Below are 19,757 nucleotides of genomic sequence, written 5' to 3'. Positions count from 1 at the left end.
TCGTCGGTGCCCCAGACCCCTCCTCGCTACCGGTGTCTTCCGCCCTCAGGCCTCAGGCCTCAGGCCTCAGGCTGGTCAGGTATGCGGTTGCGGCTGTTGCTTCGGCTGCGTCGATGCGCCGGTAGAGGGTGACGGCTTCGCGCAGTTCTGCCAGTGCGGTCACGCGGTCGCCGGTACGAGCGTGGCACCGGGCGGCCCCTTCGAGCGCCCGCGCCTCCTCCAGCGGGCTACGGACCCGGCGTGCCAGCTCACAGGCCTGCCGGAACAGGGGGAGGGCCGCATTCGGTCCACGGGAGTCGGCCAGCAGCGCCCCGATGTTGTTCAGCGCGTTGGCCTCTCCTTGCGGATCGCCACCCTCCTGGAACAGGCTCAGGGCCTGGTCCAGGAGTCGGGTCGCCTCTGCGAAGTCATGGGTCAGGTACCGCACGCGGCCGAGGTCGTTGAGGGCGTGGGCCCGTCCCAGCCGGACTCCGAGGTCCCCGAACCGGTCCAGGGCCTGCTGCAGGAGCCGCGCCGCCTCCGCGTGATCGCCGGTCCGGTACCGCACGCGGCCCAGGGCCCAGAGGGCGTTGGACTGTCCTCTCCGGTATCCGAGAGCCTCGTGCAGGCTCAGGGACAGTTCCAGGGTCCGGGCAGCCTCCGCGTAGTCGCCCATCAGATCCCGCACACGGCCCAGCTCGTTGAGGACATGGGCCCGCGACAGCCAGGCCCCGAGCCCCTCGAACCGGTCCCTGGCCTGCTCCAGAAGCCGGGCCGATTCCACGTACTGACCGATCAGGTGGTGAGCGGTGCCCAGGTTGTGCAGGGCTCCGGCCTGCGCCAACCGGTCGCCGAGATCCTCGAACAGGCTCAGGGACTGCTCCAGGAGCGGGACCCCCACTTCGAACTCACGCATAAGGCACCGCACGCGGCCCAGTTCGCCGAGGGCACGGGCCCATCCCAACCCGTCACCGAGGGCCTCGTGAAGGTCCAGGACACGCTCCATGAGTCGAGCCGCCTCCCCGAAATCGCCCGTCACGCACCGGACTCTGCTCAAGACGTGGAGAGCGCCGGCTTGCCCCAGCCGGTCGCCGAGTCCCTCGAACAGGCTCAGGGCCCGCTGCAGGAGCCGGGCCGCCACCGCGTACTCGTCGGACTGATTCCGCACGCGCCCCAGCTCGTTGAGGGCGCGGGCCTGCCCCAGCCGGTCGCCGAGTCCCTCGAACAGGGCCAGGGCCTGTTCGTGGAGACGGATCGCCTCCGTGAGGTTGTCCGTTTGGCTCCGCACGCGGCCGAGATCGTTGAGGGCGTGGGCTTCGCCGGAGGTGTCGTCGAGGTGCCGGGCCGCGGCTACGGCGCGCTGGTGGAGAGCGGCGGCTTGAGGCAAGGGTCCCTCCTGGAACAGAAAGGCGGCCATGGCAGCCGTGAGACCGACCGTCCGGGGCGCCTGGTCCGTCGCGAGGGTTTCCAGGGAGGCGAGGAGGTTGGCATGTTCGGCGCGCATCCATGCCAGGGCACCGGCCCGGTCGCGCAGTTCCGGGGCCGCCGACGGAGGCGTGACCGGTGCGGTGGCGAGGCGGGGGCTGCCGGTCAGCAGAGCGTCGGCGGCCTGGGTCGTGTGTTGGTAATAGTCCAGGAGCCGTTCGCCGGCCTGGGCGCGCTCATCGGCCGGGTCATGGTCGGCGGTGAGGGTACGGGCGTACGCGCGCAGGAGTCCGTGGAGCTGGTACCGGCCGAGGTCGGGTTCCTCCAGGAAGTGGCCGGTGTAGAGGGCGTCCAGGCGGCGCCGGGTGGCGGTGAGCGGTGCGTCGTCCAGGGCGGCCGCGGCGTAGGCGTCGAGGTCGGGGCCGGGGTGCAGGCCGATGCGACGGAACAGGCGCCGCTGGTCCTCGGGCAGCTCCTTGTAGGAGAGAGCGAAGGCGGTGTAGACCGCGCGGCTTTCCCCCACGAGCTCGCCCAGCCGGTCCTGTGCCTCGGCGAACTCGGTGGCGAACCGCGTGAGGGGCCACCTGGCCCTGTGCCGCAGGCGGCCCGCGAGCAGGACGATCGCCAGCGGCAGATATCCGCACAGCCGCACCAGTTCGGCGACCGCTTCCTTCTCGCCGCCGGTGGGGGTGCGGTGGCAGCGGCCGGTGAACAGGTCGGCGGCTTCGCCGGGGAGGAGCGGGTCGAGGGAGAGAGGGGCGGCCCCGTCCAGGGCGATCAGACGGCGGCGGCTGGTGACCAGGGTCAGACAGCCGGGACTGCTGCCGGGCAGGAGGGGCTCGATCTGGGCGTGACCGGCGGCGTCGTCCAGCACCAGCAGCACCCGCTTGCCCGCGAGCCGGTCACGCCACAGATGGGAGCGGCCCTCCAGGGTCGGTGGCAGGTTGCGGGGGTCGATGCCCAGATCCGTCAGGAGCACGGCCAGCACGTCGACGGGGCGTGCGGAGGGCAGGCCGGGGCTGTGGGCATGCAGGTCATGGAAGAACTGCCCGTCCGGAAAGTGCCCGGCGAGCAGGTGCGCGGCACGGGTGACCAGGGCAGTCTTGCCCGTCCCCGGCATTCCGTCGACGGTGTGGACGTTCATCGCCCGGCCCGGGGACGCCGCAGCCAGCAAGCGTTCCAGCTCGTCCTCGCGACCGGTGAACCCCGCGATGTCCTGGGGCAGGCCGTGGGTGACCACCGGCCGTGCGGGCGGCGACGCCTCGTGCACCGTCGTCCGGAACATGTCGCGGGCGGGCATGTTCACTTCCCCCGGTCCGCTGGCCGTGCCGTGCTGCTCGACCTGGGCAGCGGAGGGGGCCCGGTCGGGCGGCTTCAGTCTTTTGGGGTTGGCGGCTCTTGGCGGATGTCCCGGCCCGCGACGTAGCTCGTTCCGCCGCTGACGGTGGTGTTCTGGATGACGGAATACGCCCGCTCACGCTCGCCCTGGTTCAGGACCGGGGCAAGCTGCTCGTCCAGCACGCGACGCAAGGCACCGGCCGCCTGCGGATCCCGCTGCAGCAGCATCTGCAACTGCAGCCGCCACACGCCTTCCAACGACTGCTCGGTGTCGGGATCGTGGTCCTCTCGGGCCTGGAGAACCTGCCCGCGCAGCGTCTCCAGCTCACCGCTGATCTGCTCGGCCCGCTCCGGGTGGATCCGCCGCCACAGGGCGACCATGCCGTCCCGGGCCTGCTGCCACGCATCCGTGGCCATCGCCGCCACCAGCGCCGACCCCGCCGCCATCGTCACCGGGTCCATCCCGTACCCCCACCACGCTGTCCTACCTCGCCAGCGTGAGGCTCGCCCGCCCCCGGAGCCATAGGCCGAAGGGCATCGAACGCGGACCGAACAGTCCCGGAGGCCGGTGAGCTGTCGTGGGCGACGATAGCTACCGCCCTCGGTCTCACCGAGAAGGAAGCTCGGTCTCGGCTGCAGCACCACCAACTCCAGGGCAAGCGTTCCCGAACGTGAGTTCAACCTACGGCTGGGTCCCTCGACAGCAGCAAGGCAGGGCGAGGCCGTACGCGACGACGCTTCTCCGCCTCTGGCGGACAGCGGCGCGAGGACTGCCGGATGACCCCAGGGCCAGGTGCGGCACGGGCCGTGGGGCGTCTATCCGTCTGCCGACCGCGTCTCCGCGAGCAGGCGGGCGTGGTCCCGGGAGTGGGCGGCGTAGGCGCGGTGTCGTTCGGCGGTGTCGCGGTGTTCCTCGGTCAGCGAGGGCTCCAGTGGCCGCAGCTCGTCGAAGAGTGCGGCGAGGGCGTCGTGTGCCTCGGCGGCCTGGAGGCGGTTGGCCGCCATGGCCTCGGGGGCGTCGGCGTCCTTGAGGCGCTCGTACTCGCGGGCCCGTGCCCTGTCCTCCGAGAGGAGAACGGTGACGCGACGGTGGAGCTCGTCCGCGTGGGCGGGGTGCGGGCGCTCCTCTCGGGCCGCGTCGGGTGCGCGGAACGCCTCCAGACCCGCGGTGACGGCGCGTGGGGGGCCGTGCGGCCGCAGCTCCGCGTACCAGGCGTCGTACGTGGCGGCGCGTCGCAGCGGGGTCTCGGGCGAGTCCGGGCCGACACAGCTGCGGCCGTTGGCGGCCCAGGCGTCCACGTGACGTTCCCAGCGCTCCCTGGCCGCCGCCTCGGAGATGCCCGCGACCCGCGCCAGTTCGGCGTACGACACCTCGCGCTCGCGCTCGGCGATCACCGCGTCGGCGCACAGGCCGGTGGCCTGGCGTAGGACGGCTTCGGCGGAGGCGAGCAGTTCGCCGCCCCGCTCCTTGGCGGGGGTCACGGGCACCATGCCGAGCAGTCTGTCGATGAGCGCCAGCACCGTCCCCGCGTAGCGGATACGCGCCTCGTCCTCGGGGGATACGCGCTCGGAGTCCTCCATGGCCGCAGGATAGGCCCGGCACCCTGTGTATCGGATGAGGCCGACTGGCCAATCAGGGGGAACCCCACGGCGCGGCTCACACCCCGTAGCGGCCGAATCCTGGGGTGCGCCATTCCCGTCCGTCGGGCAGGACCGCCAGGCCCGCGTAGCCGTTCAGCGTCTCGATCCACGCCTGCGCGCCCTCGCCCCGGGCGCACGCGGCGGTCGCGTAGGCGTCGGTGAGCGTGAGCCCGGGGCCGACGACGGTGAGGTCGTGGTGGGCGGTGACGACGGTGAGCAGGCGGCCCGGGCGCAGCGGGTGGGCGATGCCGACGCGCCACGGTGTGCCGGGGGCGGCATGACCGCGCAGCTGGAGGTCGCCGCCGCCGTTGACGCACGCGGACCGTCGCCGCCTCGGATTCACTCCGTGCCGACCGGTACCCGCAGCACCTGCCCCGGGAAGATCAGGTCCGGGTCGTCGATGCGGTCGGGGTTGGCGCGCACCAGGCGCGGGTAGAGCGAGGAATCCCCGTAGTGCGCCTCGGCGATACGGGAGAGGGTCTCGCCCGGCGTCACCCTGTGTTCGCGGAAGCCGAAGTACCCGGGCACGATGCGGGGCCCGTAGAGCACGGGGACGGTCACGACGTGCATCTCCCGGCCGTCCTCCGGGCTGACGGAGAAGATCTGCACGAGCAGCCGGTCCAGCGTGAAGGCCGCGCCGCTCACGTCGATCCGGAGCTGGAAGCCGCCGTGCTCGCCGCTGCCGCCGCCCGTCATGAAGTGGCCGGTCACCTCGTCGTGCCCCTCCCCCACCCGGTAGTTGACGGTGGCCTCGAAGCCGTTCCCCACGCCCGCGACGAGAACCGGGTCGCCGACCAGGTCGAAGGGCCGTGGCTGGTCGATGCGGTTGGTCATCGCTCCTCCTCATCGTGTTCCGACTCGTGCCCCGGTACGTGTTCCGGCTCGTGTTCCGGTACGAAGGCGACCGGGCAGTCCGCGTGGTGCAGCAGCGCGTGGTGGACCGCGCTCAGGCGCGGGCCCAGGTGCCGGTGGGGGCGGTGGATGCCGACGACGAGCAGGTCGGACTTGGCCGTGGCCTGGAGCAGCACGTCCCCCGTCCGGCCCTCCGCCGTCTCCCCTCGCACCTCGGCGCCGGTCCGGCCCTCGTGGGCCCGCAGCACGTCGCCGAGATCCGCGCGGGCCCGCGACTCGTGGGTGTGGGCCGCGTACCCCAGCGCCGGGGGATGGTCCACGGGTTCGTGCGCGGGGCAGCGCCAGGCACGCAGCGCACGCACGGGGCAGTGCCGCGCCTCGGCGTCCCGCAGCGCGAACGCCACCGCCCCCGCCTGCCCCCGGGCCCTCGGTACGTCCCCGATCCCGACCGTCACCAGCCCCGCATCGCCCGCCCTGTTGGCCTCCAGGCCGCGCACCACGACGACCGGGCAGTGGCTGTACGCGGCGACCGCCCGGCTGACCGACCCGCGCAGCAGGGAGACGAGTTCGCCGTGGTCCCGGGTGCCGGTCACCACGGCCAGGGCGCCGGGGCTCTCCTCCACCAGCGCCGCCACGGGCCCCTCGGGCGACAGGTTCAGCCGTACGTCCAGGCCGGGGCGCCGGTCCCGGGCCCGGCGCATCGCGTCCTCCGCCACCGCGTCGTACGCGGGCTCACGGCCCCCACGCACCGGGGTGTGGCCCGGCGGATGTCCCGCGTTCCTCGACCACGACCACGCGTGCACCAGAACCAGGGGCACACCCTGGCGTTCCGCTTCATCGGCCGCCCAGTCCAGGGCGGGCAGGCTGGATTCCGACCCGTCGATGCCGACGATCAGGCGAGGCTCCATCTCCCCCACCACCTCTCTGCGCCCACCGTCGCGCGCGCCGGCCCCGGCGGGGAGGGGCGCTTCAGCCCGCTTCAGGGGGCCGGAAGGCCCCGCTCGTACGGGCCGGGCACGGGGAAGTACGCCTCCAGGAACGGCACCAGCAGTGCGCGCTGCGCCGCCTCGTCGCACTCCTGGGAGACCGTGTCGTTGAGGCAGAAGGCGTGCCGGTCCCGGCGCTCCAGGAGGCGGTCGAGGCGCTCGTTCAGCCGGGGGTCCGCGATGTCGAGGTAGGCGTACCGCAGGTGGCCGGGGACGGCGCGGGCCGTGTGGAAGGCGTAGTAGTGGTGCAGCGAGGAGACGACGGACAGATCGCCGAGGCCGCGGAATCTACTGTTCGCGGTGGCGCGATGGGCTTCGGGGAAGCGGTGCTCGATCTCGTCGAGCACGCTGCGCCGGACCGCGTGCGGTGTGTGCTTCATCTTCTGGGTGAGCACGGTGCCGAAGGCGGCCTGGACGAGGGCCCGGTTGTTCTTGGCCGCCGCCGAGACCGGGGTGTCCTCGGCCGTGGGCGGCCCCGGCGGCACGAGCGCCGGGGAGGGGAAGAACTTGGTCAGGCCGTTGCCGAGGAAGAAGTCGCGGGCCGTGGTGAGGCGGCCGAGGAACACGTCGTCGTTGAGGTACAGGAAGTGCTCGGAGAGTCCCTCGATGTGGTGCAACTGGCTCTCGATGGCATGGGAGTTGAAGGTGGGCAGCGCGTCCGGGTCGGTGAAGATCTCCTTGTGGCTGACGACCCGGAGTCCCGGAGCCGTCGCGTCCAGCCACGGCGGCACCTGCTCGTCCGTGACGAGGTAGACGTCCCGTATCCAGGGGGCGTAGAACCGCAGGGAGCGCAGCGAGTAGCGCAGTTCGTCGTGGCTGGCGTAGCGCGCGGGGTTCGCCGCCTCCTCGTGGTACGCGCCGCCGCCTGCCCGCGCGCGGCGCTCACGCCACGCCGGGTCGCTGCCGTCCACCCAGGTGTAGACGGCGTCGACGGGGAAGAGCACGTCGCCCGGCGCAGGCGCGGCGAACTCCGGCCGGGTGCGTACGGCGGGCAGCGGGCGGCCCGGCGTGGCGAGCCCGGTGAACAGCGAGTCGGAGACGGACACCGGCGGTGCGGTACGCGGCACCCGTACGGCCGTACGGTTCGGCCGCGGCGCGACCAGCTCGCCGGTGTCCTCGGCGGACGCCCAGAACTCCACGTCGCAGCCGTACGCGGGCCCCAGCAGCAGCCTGCCGCGCGGATCGCCCTGGTACCAGGAGAGGCGGATCACGGTGGCGGCGGCGAGGCCGTGGCGCGCCCAGGCCCCGCGCGAGAAGCCCGGGCGCGGGACCCTTCGGCCGGGCCGCGCGGGGTGCTCGACGGAGACGTATCCGGGCGCCTCGGCGCACGCCCGCGCCAGCGCGGCGAGTACGCGCGGCCGGTCGGCCGCCGCGACCCCGACGACGGAGGAGGCGGCGGCCCTTCCCCGTACGCAGAAGTGGTCCACCCCGGCCTGCTCCAGTGCCCGGGTGACCCGGGTCAGGGCAGTGCGGCGCGCACCGAGAGGGGTGGGGCGAGCCACCCGCTGGACCGCGCGCGGCGCCCCGCGCACCAGTCGCGGTTCCCAGCCCGGCGAGCGGAAGACCTCCGGGTGACGCCGCACCGCGAGGGCCGCCCTGACCGGCGCGCAGCGCTCGCCCAGGGGCCGGTGGGCCCCGAGCACCCTCTTGACGCGGGCCCGCACGGCGGCGGAGGTGTGCACGACGACCAGCTCCCGCGCCCACCCGGGCGCGGCACGCCGGTAGGCCCGTAGCGCGCGGGAACTCCGTGGCGTACGACCCCTCTCAATCGTCCCGGCCATCACTCGGCGCTCCTCTCCCGCCCCCCTTCGTATGGTGTCCCGGCCCGCACCCCCGCGCGCGGGTCCGGGCGGGCACGACCGGGGCCCGTACGCCCCGTGAGCGAGGGCCTCTTGGGCCCGCTGTCCACGTGTCCACCTGTCCACGCGGCGAACGGACTGTTCGAGGTGCCGGAACGCCTGACGGTCCCCGCCACCGCCGAGTGATGGTGTACATGGTGTACGGGCACGGGCAGCCTCTGCTGAGCAGCCCGCCGCCTGCCGCCACCCGCCCCCTCTCACCGCCCCGGCCCGGTGAGCCTGCGGCAGCAGGGACTGGAGCACGGTGAGCGCGGCGTACGCGAGCGACTCCCCGGCGATCAGGGCGCGCGTGGTGACGGGTGCCGCCAGCGCGCGTCCGTAGATGCCCAGTTGGCGGGCCTGGACGAGGGCCGAGCCGAAGGCGAGGGCGTTGACGAAGACGAAGACGAACAGCACCAGCATGGTCGGGGTGCTGTAGCTGTAGCTGTAGCTGTAGCCCAGGGGCAGGAACTCGCTGCTGCCGCCCTGGGTGCGGGTGCGCACCGTGAGCGGCTTGGTCAGCTTCTCCTGCACGCGGGCGGTCGTCAGCCGCCCGGCGGCGGGGGCGCAGGGGCGCGCAGCGACGCGGTCGGCAGCCAGGCGTGCACGGCCACCACGCGGGCCCGCGTCTGCTCGGCCTTCGCGGCCGACCAGCGCAGTGCGGCGAGCGCAGGGCGGCGAGCGCGGCGGCCGAGCCGTCGACGGCCACGATCACACTGCCGTACGACAGTTGCTCCACGGCGGCCTCCCGTACGCGGCGGGGAGGGCCGCGTCCACACGGTCCTCCTCCCACCGTGGCGCGCCCCTCCGCGCCGGACCAGGGCTCACCGGTCCCTCGGACGGGCACGGCCGGGGCACGCTCCGGGCCCGATGGGCCCTGGGCGCGGGACCGGCGCGGCGCGACGCTTGAGGGACGAGGGGTGGGACGCGGGCCGAGCGCCGCCCCGACCCCCGACCCCACGGCGGAACCGAACCCCGAGGTGCTGACGATGCACAGCCGTTTTGAAGCCGACCGGCAATTGACCGCCCGCATGGTGCTCACGATGTTCCTGCTCGGGCTCGTCTACGTGGCGTTCCTCGCCGCCCTGGTGGTACTGCTCAAGTCCGTGATCCTCGTGGTCGTCATCGCCGTCGGGGTGCTGGGCGCGCAGTACTGGTTCTCCGACCGGATCGCCCTGTACGCCATGCGCGGACGGCTCGTCAGCGCCGAGGAACGGCCCGAGTTGCACGGAATCGTCGACCGGCTGTGCGCCACCGCGGACATGCCCAAGCCGCGCGTGGCGGTCGCCGAGACGGATCTGCCCAACGCATTCGCCACGGGCCGCGACGCCGACCACGCGGTCATCTGCGTCACCACCGGAATGCTGCGCCGCCTGGAGCCGGACGAACTCCAGGGCGTCCTCGCCCACGAGCTCTCCCACGTCGCACACCGCGACGTCGCGGTCATCACCCTGGCCTCCTTCCTGGGGGTGATCGCGGGGCTCATCGTCCGGTTCGCCTTCTACTCCGGGCTGTTCGGCGGGCGAGGCCGCGATCAGAACACCGCGGCGCTGCTGGGCATCGTCATGACGGTCTCCGCCCTCGTCTACGCCCTCAGCTTCCTCCTCATCCGAGCCCTGTCCCGCTACCGCGAACTCGCCGCCGACCGCGCCGCCGCCCTGCTCACCGGCAAGCCCTCCGCGCTGGCCTCGGCACTGACCAAGCTAGACGGCGACATGGCCCGCATCCCCACCAAGGACCTGCGGACCGCGAGGGCGTTCAACGCGTTCTTCTTCACCCCCGCCCTCAGGCCGGGCTCCGCGGCGGCCCGCCTCTTCTCCACCCACCCCACCCTCCAGCAGCGTCTCGACGCCCTCGCGGAGATCTCCACGCGGCTGGGCCGCGACGCGACGTGAAGCGACGTGAAGCGACGGGGACGTCGGCAAGGAGGCCGCGATGACGGCACGTCCGCTCGACGCCGGGACGGTGACGGCGCTGGTCGCCGAGGCCGTGACGGCTCCGTCGATGCACAACGCGCAGCCCTGGCGGTTCCGTTACGTGGCCGCCGTACGTGAGGTGGGGCTGTGGGCCGACCCCTGCCGGGCCATGCCGCGCTCCGACCCGGGGAACCGGGCGCTGCACATCGGCTGCGGCGCCGCGCTGTTCAACCTGCGGGTCGCCGCCGAGCACGCCGGCCTCGTCCCGGAGGTACGACTGCTGCCCGAGGCCGACGACCCGTTCCTCCTCGCCGTCGTACGGCTGGGCGACGCCTCGGATACGACCACGGGCCGGGCGGACCAGGGCTCCCTGGCCCGCCTCCACCCGGCGATCGCGCGGCGGCGCACCAGCCGCCATCCCTTCACCGGGCGCGACGTCCCGGAGGAGGTGCGGGCCACGCTGCGGAGGGCTGCCGCCGACGAGGGAGCCGAGCTGCTGTTCCCCGGCTCCTGGCACATCGACTCCGTCCTGGAGCTGGTGCACGACGCCGAGGGCCGCGACGCCCTCGACCGTGAGAGCGTCGCGGAGCTGGCCCGCTGGACCCGGACGGGAGCGGACGCGGGGGACGCCGTCGACGGTGTTCCCGAGTACGCCTTCGGGCCGCGCAAGGAGGACGGCAGGGCACCACTGCGGGACTTCGCCGGACGCCGGGCGCGGACCGACGACCGTGACGCCACGCCGTTCGAACGGGATCCTCGGCTGGCCCTGCTGAGCACTCCCGGCGACGCGCCGGGCGACTGGCTGCGCGCGGGCCAGGCGCTGGAACGCGTCCTGCTGGAGGCGACCCTCGCCGGTCTGGCCACCTCGCTGACCTCCCACCCCCTGGAGAACGCAGACCTGCGCCCGCTCGTCCGTGAGCCCGTCTCGGGCAAGGGGCACGTCCACATGGTGCTCCGCCTCGGCTACGGCCCCACCGGCCCCGCCACCCCACGCCGCCCGGTCCGGGACGTCCTCGACCTCGCGTGACGGGGCCCGACCGGAGCCCGACCGGAGCCCGGCCGGGCGGCTGCAGGCGGCTGCAGGCGGATGCCCCGCGACTCGTACGTTCAGGTGTGCGGGACCAGCGCCACGGCCGACTCCGCGAGCTGCAGCACCGTCCGCGTCACGGGTCCCACGAGGAGGCCGCCGTGGGCGCGGGTCCGGTGGCCCAGGACGGTCAGGCAGGCGTTTCCGGACCCGGCGGCGACGCCCGCGGGGCCGGTGTCCATCCGGGCGTCCTCCACCACGCGTACCCGGGGCCACTTGTCGCGCCAGGGCCGCAGCGCGGCGCTCAGCCTTGCTGTCTCACGGCGCGCCGCCAGGCCGAGCCGGCGCGGCTGCGGAGACGCCGGGTAGCTCACCGGGAGGAGGGACGGCTTCCATGCGTAACGGGCGTGCAGTTCGACCCCGCGCCGGGCAGACTCCTCGAACGCGAAGGCGATCACGTCGTCGGCCGGGTCGCGGACGTCCAGCGCGAGCAGCACCGGACGCGCCGGGTCCGGAACGGCGGCGGTCTCCGGGGGCAGCAGGGCGACGGGGAACCGGGCCCGAGCGGCGGTCCGCAGGCCCGTGGAGCCCAGGACCGGCGTGGCGCGACCGCCCAGCCCACGGGAGCCCAGCACGAGGAGTTGCGCGCGCTCCCCCGCGGCAAGCAGTACGTCGACGGGCGGGCCCTCCCGCTCCTCCCTGCTGACCTCCAGCGCCGGGTGGCGGCCCCGGATCCGGTCGTAGGCCAGGGACAGGGACCGGCTCGCCCAGCGTCGGCGGGCCGCCTCACCGGGTGCCCCCGGGGACGTGGCCCCGGGCCCGGACCAGGCGGACACCAACGCGAGTCCGGTCCGGCGCAGCACGGCCTCCCGCGCGGCCCATGCCGCGGCCGCCAGGCTCGCGGCGCTGCCGTCGATCCCCACAGCGACGGGTCGTACCACCGGATGTCACCTCCAGGAGCGCGGCGTGGACGGTCGGACCGGGGCGCACGGAGGCGGGCGCGCACGGGCCCCGCCTCGCCTCGCACCGCATGGGCGGTGAGTTGCCCGCGACGCCGCGACGCCTCCACAGTGCGCCCGCGGACCCGGCGGTGGCAGATGCCGGTCAGCCGCCGTATCGGGGCCGGACGGCCCTTGGCGGGAGCCGTCCGGCCCCCGGGGAACACCCGCCCGGCCCCTCATCTCCCGCCCCGTTCCCGACTAGATGTGGCAGTGGGAGCACACCGCCCCCTCTCCCCGAAGGAGAAGGAGATATCGGCATGGCCGGCATCCGCGAACGACGCCCCGCACATCTGCCGGACGTCTTCGACTGGATCGAGTCGGGGCTCACCGGGATCCCGCTGTGGCGCGGCGTCCCCGGGGCCCACGACATCCGCATCGAGGCAGAGCTCACCGAGGACGCCTACCGCGTCCACGCCGAACTCCCCGGGCTCGACCCGGAGAAGGACATCGAGATCAGCATCGACCACGACGTCCTGACCCTCAAGGCCGAACGCGGCGAGCGGACCGAGACCACCCACCACACCGAGTTCCGCTACGGCACCCTCGTCCGCTCCACCCGGCTGCCCGCCGGAGCCCGCACGGACGAGACCACCGCCTCGTACAAGGACGGCATCCTCACCGTCACCGTCCCCCTCGCGGGCGCCCACAAGACCCCGGAGAAGACCGTCCCCGTCCAGCGCGGCTGATCCGCCGAAGGGAGCACTCTCGTGATCATCTCCACGATCAAGGTGAACGTCTGGACCTCGTCGACCGCGGGCGCGGGCACCAACAGCAGCGTCTCGCTGGGCATCTGTGGCCGTGAGTTCGTCCTCGACACCAGCGGGAACGACTTCGAGCAGGGCCAGGAACAGTCCTTCGTTCTCGGCGCGGGCAGCAACGTCCTCAACGCCGCGCTCAACGACCCCCGCAAACCGCAGCTCGACACCAACGAGCTCGGCTACTACCCCGTCTACCTCCACTTCAACTCCCTCGACGCCAAGGACACCTGGTGCGTCGAGGGCGTCACCGTGCTCGTCAACCCCAGCTCGTCGCCCCTCACCTACGGCAACACCGCGATGCTCGGAGGCGGCGACAAGGAGCTGTGGATGGGCGCCGACGCGGGAAAGACCCTCTACCTCAAGAAGCAGTAACAGCGAGCGGTGACAGCGCCCGGACCGGAGCACCGGTCCGGGCGCTCGTCACTCGTGTGTCACTCGTGCGGGACCACGGCCAAGGGTGCGGGCGCGCGGTGGATCAGCGCGTGAGTCACCGGGCCGAGCCGGGCGCCCACCGGTATCCGTCGCACGCGGCGGCCCACGACGACGAGCGACGCGCCGGTGGCGGCCTCCAGCAGCGCCGGAACCGCCTCGCCCCGCTCCACCCGGACCTTCACCGGAACGTCGGGATACGCCACGCGCCAGGGACGCAACGCCTCGTCGACCCCGTTCTCCGCGGCCTCCCCCGCCTTCTCCCGTACGTCCGCCGACGTCCCGTACGGATACCGCCAGGTGTGCACGACCCGGAGCGTTCCCGCGCGACGGGCCGCGAAGGCGAAGGCGAAGGCCAGGACGCCGCCGGGCGCGTGGGTCGGGTCGAGCGCCAGCACGGTCTCCCCGTCGGCGTCCGCCGGACGCCCGTACGGACCGGCCGCACCGGCCGCGCCGTCCCCACCGGCCCGTACGAGGACGACGGGACGCCGGGCGCGGGCGGCGATCAGCAGGGACATCGCCCCTGCTATGCAGCCGCCCAGGGCGCCCGGCGCGTTGGTGCCGATCACCAGGAACTCCGCCGCCTTGGCGACGTCCAGGAGCGCGTACTGCGGAGCCCTCGGCTCCAGCACCTTGACGACCTTCAATTCGGGGTGCAGGCGGGCCAGTTCCTCGGCGGTGTCCCGCAGGATCCGCCCCGGCCAGTGGCGCGGGGATGCGCGCTCCGCGCGTCCGAACGCGTCCGGCGGGAGTCCCGCCGACGCGTAGACCAGGTGCAGCGGAAGTCCGCATCGTGCGGCCTCGTCCGCTGCCCAGCGCGCGGCGGCCAGGTTCTCCTCGGAGCCGTCCAGTCCGACGGCGAGGTGCCGTGTCATGGTCATCGCCCCCCCCTTTCAGAGGCCCCCGGCAGAGGCAGGGAGGCCTCGTTCCCTTCATCGTGTCGCCGCTCCCGCGTCACGGGCAGGGGCCGCAGTTCCCGGACACGAGCGGTTCGGCCCCGGGGTACGTGCCTCTTCGCAGGACGGGCCAGGGGCGAGATCACACCCCGGATCGCCGAGGTGCTGCCGCTGGAACGGGCCCCGCACTCGCAATCCCGCTGAGCACCTCCGCCGCCGGACGGCGCGCCGTCGGTACGGAGCCACTCGCCCGCCCCAGGCGCAGGACGACCTGCGGAGGGAAGCCGAACGTGACGGTTCTGCGCAGCCGTTCCCGTAGAGCGGGAATCTCCAGCGGCTGGGTGTGGAAGGCGGCCCGGACGTCGTACGCCGCGGCGGCCAGCAGCATTCGCTGCAGCGCCTGCCCCGCCAGCAGCCGGTCCCGGCGGTCGTCGCGCCGCGTGGCCAGTACCACCACGGCACCCGGCGCACCCGCCCCCGCCACCGGCTCGCGCCAGCAGCCATGGCGGGACCGGCCCGTGTAGTCGCGCCCCGCGAACGCGGTGCCGTCCGGATACGCCGGGTGGACGGAGCGCTCCTCCCCCTCCGGCACCGGCGCCGCGACGGGTGCCCAGCGCGCGATCTCCGAGGCCGCCGACGGGTCGGCCCGCCAGACCGTCTCCGCCTCCCGTACCGCCTCGGCGATCCGGCTCGCCCCTTCCGCGTCGGCGACGACGCGGAGCAGGGCCCCCTCCGCCCGGCACTGCCCGGCCAGCCCCCGCAGGAGGGGCTCCGGCAGGGAGCCGGGAAGGAACGGGCCACGGTGGGTGTGCCGCAGGGTGAGGGCCCGGTGCAGGAGTTCCTCGTCCGCGCCGGGCGGCTCGTACGGTCCCCAGCGGATCTCGGCCAGCAGGTTCCGGCGCCCGGGCTCGTCGCACGCCCGCACCAGGGGGCGGAATCCCAGGTGCCGCATCGCGAGCCGCACGTTGAACAGCGCGGCCCCGCAGCTCACCGTCAGCTCACGCCCGCCGGGGTCGGTCGTCCGCAGCCGCCGGGCGGGGTCCGCGTACAGCTCCAGCACGTCGTCGCGCGCCACGAACAGCCACGGCTGCGAGTTGTGCAGCGACGGCGCCGTCACCGCCGCCCGCACCAGGTAGTGGGCGGGACGGCTGATGTGGTCCCGTGTTCCGGCCATGGCGGAGACCCCCGTTCGGGAGGAGTGCGGACCGCGGAGGTGCGCCGCCGTACGTACGTGCGCGCCTTACGTACGTGCGCGCCGTACACGCCCTGCACGCCGTGCGCGTACACGCGGCGTACGTCCGCGTCTTCCCGCCACAGTGACGCGCCCACGGCCGTACGGGCAGGTGCCCCGCCTCCCCGGGACGGGGGCCGTTCCTCCCCCGCCGAGGGACCAAAGGCCCCGGGCCCCGCGCCCCGTCGGCCGCGACGCTGAGGGCATGGCCGTGCGAACGGGTATCGCGATCATCGGCGTCGGGAACGAGTTCCGGCACGACGACGGGGCGGGCTGGGCCGTGGTCCGCACGCTGGCGGAACGGGCGCGGGAGCGCCCTCTGCCGCCGGGCACCCGGCTGGAGGTGTGCGACGGGGACCCGGCACGGCTGATCGCCCTGTGGGAGGGCGCGGACCTCGCCGTAGTGCTGGACGCCGCGCACGCGCACCCCGGCCACCCGGGACGGCTGCACCGGCTGGCCGCCGAGGGCCCGGCGCTGACCGCGGCCCGCAGCCCGGAGGCGAGCTCGCACGGCCTGGGACTGGGCGAGGCCGTCGAACTCTCCCGCGCGCTGGGCCGGTTGCCGCGCCGCCTGGTCGTGTACGCCGTCGAGGGCGCCGACCACAGCATGGGCACCGGACTGAGCGAGCCGGTCGCCGAGGCCGTCGAACGGCTCGCCCTGCTCGTGGAGGACGAGATCACCGCGCACCGCTCGGCGGAAGGGGACGCGCGATGAACGGCGGCGAGCGCGTCGCCCGGGGCATCGAGGTGTCGGGGACGGTGCAGGGCGTGGGCTTCCGGCCCTTCGTCCACCGCACCGCCTCGGCGCTGGGGCTGGACGGCTGGGTGCGGAACGTGGACGGCCGGGTGCTGGTCACCGTGGCGGGCAGCGCCGCGTCCGTACGCGCGTTCACCGACCGGCTGCACCGGGACGCGCCACCCCTGGCCCGGGTCACGGACGTGCGCGTGGGGCCCGCGGACAGCGCCGTACCGCGGCCCGGCTCCGGATTCACCGTGCGGGGCAGCCGCTCCCGGCGCGCCCGCGCCGCCTCCCGGCAGGTCCCGCCGGACGCGGCGACCTGCCCCACCTGCGTACGGGAGCTGTTCAGCCCCGGCGACCGCCGCCACCGCTATCCCTTCACCAACTGCGCCGACTGCGGCCCCCGCGCGACCGTGATCGCCGCGCTCCCCTACGACCGCGAGCGCACGGCGATGCGCGGCTTCCCGCTCTGCGCCGACTGCGCCCGCGAGTACCACGACCCGGCCGACCGCCGCTTCCACGCCGAGCCTCTCGCCTGCCCGCGCTGCGGTCCCCGGCTGACGTGGGACGGGCTGCGGGGCGAGGAGGCGCTGCGCGCCGCCGAGGCGGTGGTGGACGGCGGCGGCATCGTGGCGCTCAAGGGGCTGGGCGGCTACCAGCTGGTGTGCGACGCCACGCGCGCGGAGACCGTCGCGACGCTGAGGCGGCGCAAGCACCGACCGGACAAGCCGTTCGCGGTCATGGTGCGGGACCTCGGGCAGGTGCGGGCGCTGGCCCGCGCCACCTCGTACGAGCGCGCCCTGCTCCCCTCCCCCGCCCGGCCCGTGGTCCTCCTCGCCGCGCGAACGTCCGCCATGCTGACGGGAGTTCACCCCGGCACCCCACGGATCGGGCTCTTCCTCCCCACCACAGGACTGCACCATCTGCTCCTGCGCGACCTGGACCGGCCGCTGGTGGTGACGAGCGGCAACCTCGCGGGCGAGCCGCTGGCGACGGACGCGGAGTCCGCGCGGGCGGCGCTCGGCTCCGTCGCCGACGGCTTCCTCGACCACGACCGTCCGGTGCTCGCCCGCTACGACGACTCGGTCGTCCGCGCCTCGGGACGCGGGACGGCGACGCTGCGCCGGGCCCGCGGCCACGCGCCCGCGCCGCTGCCCCTCCCCTCGCCCGCCCCCGTACCGCTGGTCGCGGCGGGCGCCCAGTCCAAGCACACCTTCGCACTGGCCCAGGGCGGACTGGCGTATCTCTCGCCGCACATCGGCGACCTGGAGAGCGCCCGTACGCTCGACGCGTTCACGCGCACGTACGCGGACCTGTCACGGCTGACCGGCATCGCCCCGCGCGCCGTGGCCCACGACCCGCACCCGGAGTACCTGTCCACCCGGTGGGCGCGAGCCCTCCCGGGCGTACGGCGCGTTCCCGTGCAGCACCACCACGCGCACATCGCCGCCTGCGCGGCCGAGCACGGCCTGCGTACCGCGGTCACCGGGGTGGCCTATGACGGCCTGGGGCTCGGCGACGACGGGACGCTGTGGGGCGGCGAGGTCCTCGTCGCCGACCTGACGGGCTACCGGCGCGTGGCCCGCTTCGCGACGGCGCCCCTCCCCGGCGGCGCCGCGGCGGTCCGGCACCCGGCCCGCATGGCCCTCGGCCATCTGTACGGCGCCGAACCGCCGGACCCGGGCGGCGCCCCGGGTGTACCGCCCGCGCTGGCCGAGACCTTCGCCGCCCGACTCGATCCCCGCGAGGCGGACGTCGTACGGGCGATGATCGCGCGGGACCTCAACTGCCCGCGCGCCTCCAGCGCGGGCCGCCTCTTCGACACCGCCGCGAGCCTGCTGGGGCTGTGCGACACGGTCTCGTACGAGGGCCAGGCGGCCGTCGCGCTGGAGACCGCGGCGGGCGAGGCACGCCCCGGGGCCCTGCCCTGGCACGTCCACCGCGCCCACCGCGCCCACCGCGACGACGGGCTCGCCGTCTTCGACCCCGTGCCCACCCTGGTGGCGCTGCTGGAGGGCCGCGCGGCGGGCCGCCCCGTACGGGAACTGGCCGCCGCCTTCCACACGACCCTCGCCCAGGCGACCCGCGCGCTGGTGACAGCGGCCGTCGACGAGGGCGCGCCGGAGACGGTGTGCCTGGCGGGCGGCTGCTTCCAGAACCGGCGGCTCCTCGCCGAGGTCCGCCAGGAACTGCGGGCGGCGGGGCTGCGCGTCCTGACGAACCACGCGGTGCCGTGCGGCGACGGCGGACTCAGCTACGGCCAGGCGGCCGTCGCCGCGGCACGGCTGACAGCGGAGGAGTGAGGCCCATGTGTCTCGGCATCCCGGGCCGGATCCTGGAGGTGTGGAACGACGACGGACTGCGCCAGGGCCGGGTCGACTTCGGCGGCCTCCGCCGCGAGGTCTGCCTGGCCTGCACCCCGGAGGCGGAGCCCGGCCAGTACGTCATCGTCCACGTCGGCTTCGCCATCACCACGATCGACGAACACGAGGCCCACCGCACCCTCGACGTCCTCCGCGCCATGACGGACGCGGTCGAGGGCGAACTGGGCGAACCGCTGCCCCCGGCACGCTAGAACCGCGGAGGCGGCCCCGCGACGTCCGCACCTGCCACGGACACGCGAGCGCATCGCGTCGGAAGAGGTCCGGCGCAGGTTCTTGGGAAGCGCCTTTCGTCCCTGCAACAGTTGGAGGGAGGTCGATGGCTTGGAGGGGGTGCCATGACCGACAGTCCCAGCATGCAGGAGTTGATGCGCCGGCGTCGGCGTGCCCGGTTCGTGGGGCGCCGGGACGAACTCGCGGACTTTCGGGCCAACTTCACGACAGCGCCGGAGGACGAACGGCGACGGTTCCTGTTCAACATCCACGGTGACGCGGGGGTGGGCAAGACCCTCCTGGCCGAGCAGTTCCAACGGCTGGCCCGGGAAGAGATGGGGGCCCTCACCGCGCGGGTCGACGAGAAACCGGAAGGGCTGGTCGCCACGCTGGAGTCGATGGTGCGGCAGTTGGCCCCCAAGGGCGCGGCGAAGCACTTCGACAAGGCACTGGCCTCCTATCAGCAGCAGCTGCGGGACGCCCAGGCAGCAGCGGGCCCGATCGAGGAAGGGCCTTCCACCGGAGGCAAGCTCGTGGCGGGGATGGGGCTCGCTGTGGCACAGAGCCTGCCCGTCGTCGGCCCCCTGGCCAGTGCCGTGTCCACGGAACAAGTGAGCCAGGCCGCCCATCGGGTGGGGACGGCCATCAACGAGCGTGCCCATGCCGTAGACCCCGTACCGCCCGGTCCGGCGGAGGCGCTCACCCCGCCGTTCGTGGCGCTTCTGCACCGGCTCGCGGGTGAAGTGCCCTGGCTCGCGCTCTTCTTCGACACCTACGAGCGCACCGAGCCGTTCCTCGGCAAGTGGCTGCTCGAACTGGTGGAGGGGCGCTACGGCGACCTGCCGTCGAACCTCGTACTGACTGTCGCAGGCCAGCGGCGGCTGCCCCCGGGAGACTGGTCCTCCTGCCTGGAGGCGATGGCCTACGTGCCGCTGCTGCCGTTCACCGAGGAAGAGGCCGAGCGGCTGCTGGGGCGGCGGGATCCTCAGTTGGGGCCCTTCCCACCGCCCAGGCACTGACGTGCCTCTCCTCACGGTCCCTCGGCCAACAGGCCCTCCGGCCCCCGCCCCCGAGCCGTCCGGCCCCCCGTTCGGCCCCGCACGGCCC

The 19,757-nt window shown here is 74.2% G+C and carries 18 protein-coding genes and 1 pseudogene; 8 read left to right on the top strand and 11 right to left on the bottom strand.

Translation table 11 applies throughout. The features are described from left to right. Positions 1–52: 52 nt before the first annotated feature. The 8 genes and pseudogenes from ACGF3A_RS40235 to ACGF3A_RS40200 form a co-directional block, all read right to left on the bottom strand. Positions 53–2,704, bottom strand: coding sequence for a tetratricopeptide repeat protein (locus ACGF3A_RS40235; protein ID WP_393735530.1), 2,652 nt, complete (start codon positions 2,702–2,704; stop codon positions 53–55). Positions 2,705–2,778: 74 nt separating this feature from the next. Then, positions 2,779–3,204, bottom strand: coding sequence for a hypothetical protein (locus tag ACGF3A_RS40230; RefSeq protein ID WP_393735528.1), 426 nt, complete (start codon positions 3,202–3,204; stop codon positions 2,779–2,781). Positions 3,205–3,558: 354 nt separating this feature from the next. After that, positions 3,559–4,323: a hypothetical protein gene (locus tag ACGF3A_RS40225; RefSeq protein ID WP_393735526.1), complete on the bottom strand. Its 765-nt coding sequence runs from the start codon at positions 4,321–4,323 to the stop codon at positions 3,559–3,561. Between the two features lie 76 nt (positions 4,324–4,399). Further along, positions 4,400–4,699, bottom strand: a pseudogene (locus ACGF3A_RS40220) (FAD:protein FMN transferase); the annotation flags it as partial. 23 nt (positions 4,700–4,722) lie between these two features. Continuing rightward, complete coding sequence (locus tag ACGF3A_RS40215) at positions 4,723–5,217, bottom strand: Gmad2 immunoglobulin-like domain-containing protein (RefSeq protein ID WP_393735524.1); 495 nt, start codon at positions 5,215–5,217, stop codon at positions 4,723–4,725. Further along, a complete protein-coding gene (locus tag ACGF3A_RS40210; protein WP_393735522.1) occupies positions 5,214–6,143 on the bottom strand; it encodes a universal stress protein in 930 nt (309 codons plus the stop codon). Before ACGF3A_RS40210 ends, ACGF3A_RS40215 begins: the two co-directional genes overlap by 4 nt. Before the next feature lie 71 nt (positions 6,144–6,214). Beyond that, a complete protein-coding gene (locus tag ACGF3A_RS40205) occupies positions 6,215–8,593 on the bottom strand; it encodes a stealth conserved region 3 domain-containing protein (RefSeq protein ID WP_393735520.1) in 2,379 nt (792 codons plus the stop codon). 11 nt (positions 8,594–8,604) lie between these two features. After that, positions 8,605–8,838: a hypothetical protein gene (locus ACGF3A_RS40200; RefSeq protein WP_393735518.1), complete on the bottom strand. Its 234-nt coding sequence runs from the start codon at positions 8,836–8,838 to the stop codon at positions 8,605–8,607. A gap of 210 nt (positions 8,839–9,048) precedes the next feature. Between ACGF3A_RS40200 and htpX the strand changes: the two genes are divergently transcribed. Both htpX and ACGF3A_RS40190 read left to right on the top strand, forming a co-directional pair. Continuing rightward, positions 9,049–9,954, top strand: a complete 906-nt coding sequence (htpX, locus tag ACGF3A_RS40195) for a zinc metalloprotease HtpX (RefSeq protein ID WP_393735669.1) — start codon at positions 9,049–9,051, stop codon at positions 9,952–9,954. Between the two features lie 40 nt (positions 9,955–9,994). Further along, positions 9,995–11,002, top strand: a complete 1,008-nt coding sequence (locus ACGF3A_RS40190) for an Acg family FMN-binding oxidoreductase (protein ID WP_393735516.1) — start codon at positions 9,995–9,997, stop codon at positions 11,000–11,002. Between the two features lie 80 nt (positions 11,003–11,082). On the opposite strand, the gene ACGF3A_RS40185 is transcribed toward ACGF3A_RS40190, so the two are convergent. Then, complete coding sequence (locus ACGF3A_RS40185; RefSeq protein WP_393735514.1) at positions 11,083–11,943, bottom strand: universal stress protein; 861 nt, start codon at positions 11,941–11,943, stop codon at positions 11,083–11,085. Positions 11,944–12,260: 317 nt separating this feature from the next. On the opposite strand from ACGF3A_RS40185, the gene ACGF3A_RS40180 reads away from it, so the two are divergent. Beyond that, positions 12,261–12,689 carry an Hsp20/alpha crystallin family protein gene (locus ACGF3A_RS40180; RefSeq protein ID WP_393735512.1) on the top strand — a complete coding sequence of 143 codons (429 nt, stop codon included), beginning with the start codon at positions 12,261–12,263 and terminating at the stop codon, positions 12,687–12,689. Between the two features lie 21 nt (positions 12,690–12,710). Beyond that, the gene (locus tag ACGF3A_RS40175; RefSeq protein ID WP_393735511.1) at positions 12,711–13,133 is read left to right on the top strand and encodes a hypothetical protein; all 423 of its coding nucleotides are present in this window, start codon (positions 12,711–12,713) and stop codon (positions 13,131–13,133) included. Positions 13,134–13,192: 59 nt separating this feature from the next. Here the strand turns inward: ACGF3A_RS40175 and ACGF3A_RS40170 are convergent, their stop codons facing one another. Both ACGF3A_RS40170 and ACGF3A_RS40165 read right to left on the bottom strand, forming a co-directional pair. Continuing rightward, positions 13,193–14,071, bottom strand: coding sequence for a universal stress protein (locus tag ACGF3A_RS40170; protein WP_393735510.1), 879 nt, complete (start codon positions 14,069–14,071; stop codon positions 13,193–13,195). 157 nt (positions 14,072–14,228) lie between these two features. Continuing rightward, a complete protein-coding gene (locus tag ACGF3A_RS40165) occupies positions 14,229–15,260 on the bottom strand; it encodes an Acg family FMN-binding oxidoreductase (protein ID WP_393735509.1) in 1,032 nt (343 codons plus the stop codon). Positions 15,261–15,522: 262 nt separating this feature from the next. Between ACGF3A_RS40165 and ACGF3A_RS40160 the strand changes: the two genes are divergently transcribed. The 4 genes from ACGF3A_RS40160 (at position 15,523) to ACGF3A_RS40145 (ending at position 19,669) form a co-directional block, all read left to right on the top strand. Then, positions 15,523–16,032: a hydrogenase maturation protease gene (locus ACGF3A_RS40160; protein WP_393735508.1), complete on the top strand. Its 510-nt coding sequence runs from the start codon at positions 15,523–15,525 to the stop codon at positions 16,030–16,032. Further along, positions 16,029–18,359 carry a carbamoyltransferase HypF gene (gene hypF / locus ACGF3A_RS40155; RefSeq protein ID WP_393735507.1) on the top strand — a complete coding sequence of 777 codons (2,331 nt, stop codon included), beginning with the start codon at positions 16,029–16,031 and terminating at the stop codon, positions 18,357–18,359. The genes ACGF3A_RS40160 and hypF overlap by 4 nt, the downstream gene beginning before the upstream one ends. Before the next feature lie 5 nt (positions 18,360–18,364). After that, positions 18,365–18,631 carry a HypC/HybG/HupF family hydrogenase formation chaperone gene (locus ACGF3A_RS40150; RefSeq protein ID WP_393735506.1) on the top strand — a complete coding sequence of 89 codons (267 nt, stop codon included), beginning with the start codon at positions 18,365–18,367 and terminating at the stop codon, positions 18,629–18,631. A gap of 144 nt (positions 18,632–18,775) precedes the next feature. After that, complete coding sequence (locus tag ACGF3A_RS40145) at positions 18,776–19,669, top strand: AAA family ATPase (RefSeq protein WP_393735505.1); 894 nt, start codon at positions 18,776–18,778, stop codon at positions 19,667–19,669. Positions 19,670–19,757 lie beyond the last annotated feature (88 nt).

It is taken from the genome of Streptomyces sp. NPDC048172 (assembly GCF_043202595.1).
Lineage (GTDB): Bacteria > Actinomycetota > Actinomycetes > Streptomycetales > Streptomycetaceae > Streptomyces.
The sequence above is the reverse complement of the archived record's forward strand: the minus strand, read 5'-3'. Positions and strand labels throughout refer to the sequence as shown.

Excerpts from the sequence above, each read along its gene's own strand:
- ACGF3A_RS40165 (WP_393735509.1), bottom strand. The coding sequence starts at position 15,260 with ATGGCCGGAACACGGGACCACATCAGCCGTCCCGCCCACTACCTGGTG.
- ACGF3A_RS40190 (WP_393735516.1), top strand. The coding sequence starts at position 9,995 with ATGACGGCACGTCCGCTCGACGCCGGGACGGTGACGGCGCTGGTCGCC.
- hypF (WP_393735507.1), top strand. The coding sequence starts at position 16,029 with ATGAACGGCGGCGAGCGCGTCGCCCGGGGCATCGAGGTGTCGGGGACG.
- ACGF3A_RS40180 (WP_393735512.1), top strand. The coding sequence starts at position 12,261 with ATGGCCGGCATCCGCGAACGACGCCCCGCACATCTGCCGGACGTCTTC.
- ACGF3A_RS40150 (WP_393735506.1), top strand. The coding sequence starts at position 18,365 with ATGTGTCTCGGCATCCCGGGCCGGATCCTGGAGGTGTGGAACGACGAC.
- ACGF3A_RS40170 (WP_393735510.1), bottom strand. The coding sequence starts at position 14,071 with ATGACCATGACACGGCACCTCGCCGTCGGACTGGACGGCTCCGAGGAG.
- ACGF3A_RS40160 (WP_393735508.1), top strand. The coding sequence starts at position 15,523 with ATGGCCGTGCGAACGGGTATCGCGATCATCGGCGTCGGGAACGAGTTC.
- ACGF3A_RS40230 (WP_393735528.1), bottom strand. The coding sequence starts at position 3,204 with ATGGACCCGGTGACGATGGCGGCGGGGTCGGCGCTGGTGGCGGCGATG.
- ACGF3A_RS40145 (WP_393735505.1), top strand. The coding sequence starts at position 18,776 with ATGACCGACAGTCCCAGCATGCAGGAGTTGATGCGCCGGCGTCGGCGT.
- ACGF3A_RS40225 (WP_393735526.1), bottom strand. The coding sequence starts at position 4,323 with ATGGAGGACTCCGAGCGCGTATCCCCCGAGGACGAGGCGCGTATCCGC.
- ACGF3A_RS40210 (WP_393735522.1), bottom strand. The coding sequence starts at position 6,143 with ATGGAGCCTCGCCTGATCGTCGGCATCGACGGGTCGGAATCCAGCCTG.
- ACGF3A_RS40215 (WP_393735524.1), bottom strand. The coding sequence starts at position 5,217 with ATGACCAACCGCATCGACCAGCCACGGCCCTTCGACCTGGTCGGCGAC.
- ACGF3A_RS40235 (WP_393735530.1), bottom strand. The coding sequence starts at position 2,704 with ATGCCCGCCCGCGACATGTTCCGGACGACGGTGCACGAGGCGTCGCCG.
- htpX (WP_393735669.1), top strand. The coding sequence starts at position 9,049 with ATGCACAGCCGTTTTGAAGCCGACCGGCAATTGACCGCCCGCATGGTG.